The sequence below is a fragment of the Aquabacterium sp. genome (assembly GCF_048860245.1).
Taxonomy (GTDB): domain Bacteria; phylum Pseudomonadota; class Gammaproteobacteria; order Burkholderiales; family Burkholderiaceae_C; genus Aquabacterium.
The window spans coordinates 1-7,890 of sequence record NZ_JBLIZW010000059.1 but is presented as its reverse complement, the minus strand read 5'-3'; the positions used below and the strand labels follow the sequence as shown (position 1 = coordinate 7,890).

Genomic DNA, 7,890 nt, shown 5'->3' with positions numbered 1-7,890 from the left:
AAACGCAACGCCTGGCCAAACTCCGGCGGCGGCGTCGCAGTCAGGCTCAATTCATGGTGGCGTCGTCCCAGCCCAAGGCCATGACGCAATGCCAACTCCACCCCCTGCAGCCGCAAGGTGGGACGGCCGCGGAGCTCGTCAGTCCAGCGGACACTGCCCCCGCGAATCCGAATGAGGGATTGCGACAACACCCAATCAGCCCCCGCCGACGTGCCATCCCCTCCCGAAGGCTGGCTCGACACACGCAGGCCCGCCACATGCAACCGCCCCTGGCGGTCGCGACGCACATCCAGATCCGGACGCAGCAACTCCAGGCGATCCAGACGCACCTCGCCCGCCCACAGCGCCTGAGGTGACAAGGTGGCCAACGACACCCGTGCCGACACCTCCGGCAAGGACAAGGCCACCTGCCCCCGATCGTCCAACAGTTCGACTTGCCGCAGGCTCAGCACCGGCCACATGCCATCGGCATGCCCCTGCAAAGCGCCAATGCGCACCGTCACCCCTAATGCCCGCGTGGCTTGTTCGGCAACGTCCTGCCGCCAGTCTCCAATACGGGGCAGAATCTGAAACAGCAACACCGCCCACGCCACGGCCGCCAGCAACAACACCGCCCCCATAAAGCTCAAGCCCATGCGGACCACGCGTCGAGTGGCCAGCCCCATGCTCAGGGCAGAGGACCACAAGGGATGGTGTCGCCGGGGCGCAGCGCTCGGTGAATGCTCAGGAGAAGCAGGAGTTTCAGACATGGATCAGACAGTTCATCCGTCGAACCACCTACAACGTGGCCTGACTGCTGCTCTACCATTGCCAGTACAGCCCCAGGGATCGACAAGCGATAACCCTAGCACAGACCTCTTCGCCGGCGACACGGTCCATGATTGATTTCCCATTCGATGCGGTACCCACCGCCACCCCTGCGGCCCACTCCCGCTACGTCCAACGTGTCCGCCGCCGCTACGCCGACGAGATCACCCGGTTCGCCCAGACGGCTCCCAGCACGCCCCGCACCGCCGAGATCACGACCCTGATCGACCATCTGCGTGAGCAAGGGCGCGAGTTGGGCTCGGCCCTGCGCGTGGCCCGCCACCTCGTCATGGAACGCCTGGCATGCCTGGACGTCGAAGGCGGCGCCCCCATGCTGGAGATCACCGCCTCCGTGACCGAGTTGGCTGAAGTCACGCTGGACCACGCTCTGGCCGCCGCCGAAGCCGAGCTAGACCTCAAACACGGCGCCCCCCTCGACGCCAACGGCCAGCGCATCGACATGTGGGTCATCGGCATGGGCAAGCTCGGTGGGCGGGAACTGAACGTTTCTTCCGACATCGACCTCATCTACGTCTACGAAGACGATGGTGAAACCGCCGGCATCCAAGACAACGGCATCACCCGCGGTCGCATCACGGTCCACGAGTATTTCAGTCAAATCGCGAGACGGCTATCCACCCTGATTGGGGACACGACCGAAGACGGCTTTGTCTTCCGGGTGGACTTGGCGCTGCGCCCCAATGGCAACTCGGGTCCGTCCGTGGTCAGCATGAGCATGCTAGAAGAGTATTTCCTCGTGCAGGGCCGCGAGTGGGAGCGCTTCGCCTGGCTCAAGAGCCGCATCATTGCCCCCCGCCGCGCCATGCCCGGCGGCGAACACCACACGCGTGCACTGCAGTTGCGCAATCTGGTGATGCCCTTTGTGTACCGTCGTTACCTGGACTACGGCGTGTTTGAAGGCCTTCGTCAATTGCATCGCAAGATCCGAGACGAGGCCACGCGTCGGGCCGCGGGGCGCCCCGAACGCGCCAACGACGTCAAGCTGGCTCGTGGCGGTATCCGTGAGATCGAATTCACAGTGCAGCTGCTGCAAGTGGTTCGCGGCGGCCAGTTTCCCGAAATTCGCACACGGTCGACACTGAAAGCCCTGCCGCGCCTGGCAGCACGCGGGTTGATTTCGGCAGAGATGGCCGACAGCTTGGCGCAGGCATACACCCTGCTGCGACGCATTGAACACCGCATCCAGTACCTGGACGATCAGCAGACCCACACCCTCCCGACCGAGGACCGCGATCTGGAGTGGATCGCCAACAGCTTGGGCATTCAGGCGAGAGAAACCGGCTCCGCTGAGCGCCCTGACTGCCGCAGCGCCACATGCCAGATGCTGGACGTGCTGTGCCAAGTGCGTGAACTGGTCGCCAACGAGTTCGACTCCTTGCTCCATGACGGACGTGGTGGCAGCAGCAGTGACAAGCAAGGCTGTCGCAATTGCGGGGGCCCCGCCCTGCCGGTCGACAGTGACGAGTTCATTGCCAAACTGCCGGAGCCCATCGCCTCACACGTCAAACAGTTTGCTGCCCAAAACAAAGTCGCCATCCTGTCTGATGCGGCCAAGCTTCGTCTGGCAAAGCTGATCGGTCGCGCCACCCTGATTGCATTGGGTGATGAAACCAGCACCGACACGTCACGCCCTCTGGGTGCCGACGCGGTCATCCATTTCATCGATTGGCTGAACCCGCTGCTGCGCCGAGACAGCTACCTGTCTCTGTTGGCTGAGCGTCGTGAAGTGCTGACCCGCTTGTTGCGCCTGCTTGGACTGGCCAAGTGGTCCATGCGCTACCTCCTGCGGCACCCGGGCGTGATCGACGAATTGGCCGACCCTCGGCTGATGGATGGCCGCTTTGACCCAGCGGCCTACCAGCGCGAACTGGAAGAGCGCCACACCGCGTGGGAACGTGCCGGGCAAGCCGACGAAGAGGCCTTGCTGGACACCCTTCGCCGTGCGCACCATGCCGAAGTCTTCCGCACCCTGGTTCGCGATGTGGAGGGCTTGATCACCGTCGAGCAAGTGGCCGATGACTTGTCAGCCCTCGCCGATGCCACCCTCTCCGTGGCCATTCAGTGGGCCTGGAGCCATCTCCAGCAGCGCCCCGGCAAACAGGCGCAATACGCCGTGGGGCGTCCACCTCATCTGGCTGTCATTGCCTACGGCAAACTGGGCGGCAAAGAGCTTGGCTATGGCAGCGACCTGGACGTCGTCTTCCTGTTTGACGAAACGCTTGATGCCCCAGACCCCCATGCAGGACCGGACACCCCCACGGCCATCGACGCCTATCTCGTGTTCGCACGCAAGCTGATCGGATGGCTCACGTTGCGGACCGCCGCTGGTGAACTGTTTGACATCGACACAGCGCTGCGCCCCAACGGCAATTCTGGGCTGTTGGTCACCAGCTTCCACTCTTTCGACGACTACCAGCGCCAACGCGGCAGCAACACCGCATGGACTTGGGAGCACCAGGCGCTGACCCGGGCTCGCTGGTGCGCCGGTGAACCCGCACTGAACGCCCGTTTCGAAGAGACCCGTCGCTCCGTCCTGTCGACCCCTCGGGACGCAGCCGCGCTGGCGCAAGAAGTCTTGGCCATGCGCATGAAGCTGCGTGAGGCGCATGCCTGCCCCGCCACGCAATTTGACATCAAACACAGCCCTGGCGGCATGATTGATGTCGAGTTCGCCGTGCAGTATCTGGTCCTGACGCACAGCCATGCTCACCCGGAACTCATGGACAACGTCGGCAACATCGCTTTGTTGCAACGGGCCGAGCAAGCCGGCTTGCTGCCGGCCGGCATTGGCATGGCGGCCGGACAAGCCTACCGAGAATTGCGCCGTGTTCAACACCGTGCAAGACTGGACGAGGCCCCCACCAAACTGGAGGGGGCTGCAGCTGAGGCCTGTCAACAAAGCCGTGACGCAGTCCTGTCACTGTGGCAGGCCGTTTTCCCTGGCGCCTGAGAACGTCATGCACCGAAGATGGGGCTGTGCCCCCATCGCAACAACTTGACGGCAAACAGCACCTCTGATCAAGGGGCGCTGCGGCCACTCATTTGAGCGTCCGGACAAAACCCCAGGGAACTTCAGCGCCTTCTGCGCGATCATGCACAAGTGTCTTGGTCCACCAGGTCACTTGTGCCCCTCATTCATACCCCATCATGACCACACGTCAGCCACTCCGCACACTCGCCTTGCTCCCCATCGTCATCGCGGCCACTTTGGTGGTCGGCTGCGGAGACAAGCAAAAAGGTGAAGGCAAGGCCAGCCAAGCGGCTGCGCGCGTGAACAGTGAAGAAATCACCGTTCACCAAATCAATCAAGTGCTGGAACGTCAAAAGGGTCTGAAACCTGAGCAAGCCGAAGCTGCCAGCCGCCAGATTCTGGAGGGGCTGATCGATCAGCAATTGGCAGTGGCCAAAGCAGAAGAGCAAAAGCTGGATCGTGACCCGCAAGTCATGCAAATGCTGGACGCCACGCGTCGCAATATTCTGGCCCGCGCATATCTTGAGCGCGCAGCAGCCACGCATGCAGGCGCCCCCAGCCCTGATGAGGTCCGCAAGTATTACGACACCAAGCCCGCACTGTTCTCCGACCGCAAGGTCTATGCGCTGCAAGAGTTCACAGTCCCAGCCACGGCGGAAGAAGCCAAGACGGTGATTGCTGCCCTCAAAGCCACCAAAACAGCCAATGCTTTCATTGAAACGCTGAAGAGCAGCGGGCTGAAATTCTCTGCCACCCAAACAACCCAAGCTGCAGAGGGCCTGCCTCTCAACATCCTGGATCCGTTGAGCAAAGTCGGTGATGGTGAAGCGCTGTATGTAACAGCCCCGGACGGATTCAAAGCCATTTTGGTCATCGCGACCAAGAGCCAGCCTGTCACATTTGAGCAAGCCAAGCCTGCCATTGAGCAATTCCTGACCGTCGAACGTCGTCGCGAATACACCCAAAAGGAGATCAAAGATCTCCGTGCTGCGGCCAAGATCGAATACATCGGCAAGTTCGCAGACAAGGCTGCCTCCGGCGCCGTAGCCAGTTCTGCGCCAGTGACAGTGCCCCCGCCCTCCGCCCCTGATGCGGCTGCATCTCACGGTTTGGATGCGAACACCCTCAGCAAGGGGCTGTCAGGTTTGAAATAAACCTGTAAAACGTCTGCGACCAGTTTCCAATCGGAAACACAGCCCTGAAGCACAATGAGTTTTTCTGATTTTTTGCGTGTGATCCAAGCGAGGTGGAAGCTCGCGGCGGCCATTGTTATCACCATGACTGCCGTGGCGCTTGTGGGCAGTTTGGTATGGCCTAAAAAGTACACCGCCAAGTCAGTGCTCATGATCGACTTGAAGGTAGATCCCGTTGCGGGCACGTCAGCAATCGGCGTCATGCCATCAGCGGCCTATCTCGCTACACAGGTTGACATCATTGAAAGCAACCACGTTGCACAGAAAGTCATCCAGAACCTGCAACTTGATGCCAACGAGGCCATGCGCGCCGAGTGGGAAAAAGCCGGGGCGAAAGGCGACTACCAGGCTTGGCTGGCGCAACGATTGCTGAAAAACCTCAAGGTCGAAGCTGCACGTGAATCCAACGTGGTCGAGATCAGTTACGAGTCGATCGATCCCAAGTTCGCTGCGGCCTTGGCCAACAATTTTGCCAAGTCCTACATCGACGCCACGGTGCAATTTAAGACGACGCCCGCCAAGCAATATTCTGACTTCTTCGAGGCACGCGCCAATTTGGCTCGCCAAAAACTTGAAGCTGCGCAGAACAGGTTAGCTGAGGCGCAACGCCTGAAAGGGATTGTTGTCACAGATGAAAAGCTGGATGCAGAAACAGCCAAACTCAACGATCTCTCATCTCAACTGACCGCATCGAGAGGTGCTGTTGCCGATGCCAGCAGCCGCAAGGCTCAGGCCTTGCAGAACAGCGATGCATCACCAGACGCCATGAGCAATTCATTGCTCCTGTCCTTGCGAGGTGACCTGAGCCGAGCAGAAGCCAAACTGGATGAATCGTTGGAACGCTACGGCGACAATCATCCCAGCATCATCGAACTGCGTGCAACGATTTCGTCTATCAAAGAAAAAATCCGCCGTGAAACCGGTCGCGTTGGCAGTAGCTTGAGCGCCAATAGCCAAATCAGCCAGTCCAAGGAAGCCGCCCTTCAGTCCGCTTACAACGAACAACGCGACAAGCTTCTGAAGCTTAAGCAAGATCGAAACGAGCTTCTGGTCATTGAGCGAGAGGTGTCAGCTGCACAGCGTGTGTTCGATGCCATCCAAGCGCGTCAAAGTCAGATGAATCTGGAGGGCAGCAACAACCAGAACAATGTTGTGATCCTCAACTCCGCCTCGGAACCAACCAGTCCATCGTCACCACGCATCGGCATCAATACTTTGCTTGGCGCAGTTCTCGGCCTCATCGTTGCTGCATTCACGACCATGGCCATTGAGTTGTCCGACCGTCGCATTCGCAGCACGTCAGACGTCGTCAATCTTCTGCAAATCCCAGTGATTGGCTACTTATCCAGCCACACCGACAACTCACAACGCCCCTGGCTCAAAAAGCCAGCTGCTTTGCTTTATCCGATGGACCAAATTGGGCACAGTGGCCGTGATCTGCCCACCCAAGGTACCGCAGGTCGCTTGCACTAAGTCATGGATACATCCAAGAAGTTTGCCAATTCCGGATTTGTTGCTGCTGATTCAGTCTTTCCTGAAACAGCACAAATGCATTTCCAAGAGCCCACCATTGGCGAGATCATCCAGAAGGCAAACAATCTGACACCTGATCAGATCGAGTCGATCCTGGGTTACCAACGGGAGCACAAAGTCAGGTTTGGGGAAGCTGCGGTCGCGCTCGGATTGGCCAACTCTGACGACGTCATGTGGGCGTTGGCCCAACAATTCCACTACCCATACAGTGGCGAACGTGATGGCATGTTCAGCAAAGAGCTGGTCATTGCAAAGAATCCGTTTTCTCCCCAGGCTGAGGCAATTCGCACCACTCGAAGCCACCTCATCATGAAGATGTACAGCGGCTCAGAGCCTCGTAAGGCTTTGACCATCTTGAGTGCCAACAGTGGTGATGGTCGAAGCTATTTTGCTGCCAACATGGCCGCAGCATTCTCACAGCTATCGGGCAGAACCTTGTTGATTGACGCAAACATGCGCAGCCCACGTCAGCACGAGATTTTCAATCTGGCCAACGCAGGCACAGGCTTGAGCAGCATCTTGACGGGACGTGCTGTGACCAACGTCATCCAGCCCGTGAAGACGCTGCCCAATCTGTTCGTACTGCCCGTTGGAACCACGCCGCCTAATCCACTGGAGTTGGCCGAGCGTCCGGCATTTGGACTGATGATCCGAGAGTTGCTCAGTAAGTTCGATCACATCTTGGTTGACACGCCCGCCTTGTCGCAAGGGATGGATGGTGCCGTGATTGCAGCCAAATGCGGTGCAGCTGTTTTGCTCGCCCGCCAGAATCACACACGCGTTGACAGTCTGCAATCACTCGTAGGGGCCTTGCGTATGTCTGACACCACCATCGTGGGCAGCATCGTCGTGGATCATTGAAGCCGAATTGAGGCCGCATGCCCACTCGAGCTCTCTGGACGGCACTGGCACTGCTGCTATGCGTGGCTTGTGATGGCGCGCATGCTCAAGACACATCAGGTCGCACCCAGTGCACGGGCAGCAAGTTGGTCAAAGCCACAGGACAAGATGGTGCCGATATCCAGCGGGCCATCCACTCCGCAGGTTCTGATTCGGTCATCTTGTTGGCCGGCGAATACTCGGTCGAGCGAACCATTCAATTGGTTGATCGCGTCACTTTGTGCAGCCAGACTGGCGCCACCCTGACATGGCGATCGGCAGATCGCCCCGGCATGATGCTGGACGCTTCTCGAGCCACCGGCACAACCATCAAAAATCTGGTGCTTGAAGCGCCCCGGGTTTCGCGGAGGCTCCAACACTGGAGAATGGAGCCATGAAGAAGTCCCCGAAGTTTTCCCCTGAGGTTCGTGAGCGAGCGGTGCGCATGGTGCAAGAGCACCGGGCTGAGTACCCGTCGCAATGGGC

Annotated in this window: 6 protein-coding genes; 5 read left to right on the top strand and 1 reads right to left on the bottom strand. The window is 59.4% G+C overall.

Annotated features, from left to right (window positions below):
- Positions 1–749: AsmA family protein (locus tag ACMV18_RS06705; RefSeq protein ID WP_420817205.1), on the bottom strand; the 749-nt coding region annotated here is incomplete at its 3' end.
- 128 nt (positions 750–877) lie between these two features.
- Here ACMV18_RS06705 and glnE point away from each other — a divergent pair.
- The 5 genes from glnE to ACMV18_RS06680 all read left to right on the top strand — a co-directional run bounded on the left by glnE (position 878) and on the right by ACMV18_RS06680 (position 7,802).
- On the top strand, positions 878–3,778 hold the full coding sequence (glnE, locus tag ACMV18_RS06700; RefSeq protein WP_420817204.1) for a bifunctional [glutamate--ammonia ligase]-adenylyl-L-tyrosine phosphorylase/[glutamate--ammonia-ligase] adenylyltransferase: 2,901 nt from the start codon (positions 878–880) through the stop codon (positions 3,776–3,778).
- 197 nt (positions 3,779–3,975) lie between these two features.
- Complete coding sequence (locus ACMV18_RS06695) at positions 3,976–4,953, top strand: EpsD family peptidyl-prolyl cis-trans isomerase (protein WP_374257908.1); 978 nt, start codon at positions 3,976–3,978, stop codon at positions 4,951–4,953.
- A 54-nt stretch (positions 4,954–5,007) separates the two neighbouring features.
- Positions 5,008–6,465: a chain length determinant protein EpsF gene (gene epsF / locus ACMV18_RS06690; RefSeq protein WP_420817203.1), complete on the top strand. Its 1,458-nt coding sequence runs from the start codon at positions 5,008–5,010 to the stop codon at positions 6,463–6,465.
- Between the two features lie 75 nt (positions 6,466–6,540).
- The gene (locus ACMV18_RS06685) at positions 6,541–7,386 is read left to right on the top strand and encodes a polysaccharide biosynthesis tyrosine autokinase (RefSeq protein ID WP_420817202.1); all 846 of its coding nucleotides are present in this window, start codon (positions 6,541–6,543) and stop codon (positions 7,384–7,386) included.
- Between the two features lie 17 nt (positions 7,387–7,403).
- Positions 7,404–7,802, top strand: coding sequence for a hypothetical protein (locus ACMV18_RS06680; RefSeq protein ID WP_420817201.1), 399 nt, complete (start codon positions 7,404–7,406; stop codon positions 7,800–7,802).
- The last annotated feature ends 88 nt before the right edge of the window (positions 7,803–7,890 follow it).

Bases quoted from the DNA above. Each gene is read 5' to 3' on its own strand.
- glnE (WP_420817204.1), top strand. From the start codon at position 878: ATGATTGATTTCCCATTCGATGCGGTACCCACCGCCACCCCTGCGGCC.
- ACMV18_RS06680 (WP_420817201.1), top strand. From the start codon at position 7,404: ATGCCCACTCGAGCTCTCTGGACGGCACTGGCACTGCTGCTATGCGTG.
- ACMV18_RS06695 (WP_374257908.1), top strand. From the start codon at position 3,976: ATGACCACACGTCAGCCACTCCGCACACTCGCCTTGCTCCCCATCGTC.
- ACMV18_RS06685 (WP_420817202.1), top strand. From the start codon at position 6,541: ATGCATTTCCAAGAGCCCACCATTGGCGAGATCATCCAGAAGGCAAAC.
- epsF (WP_420817203.1), top strand. From the start codon at position 5,008: ATGAGTTTTTCTGATTTTTTGCGTGTGATCCAAGCGAGGTGGAAGCTC.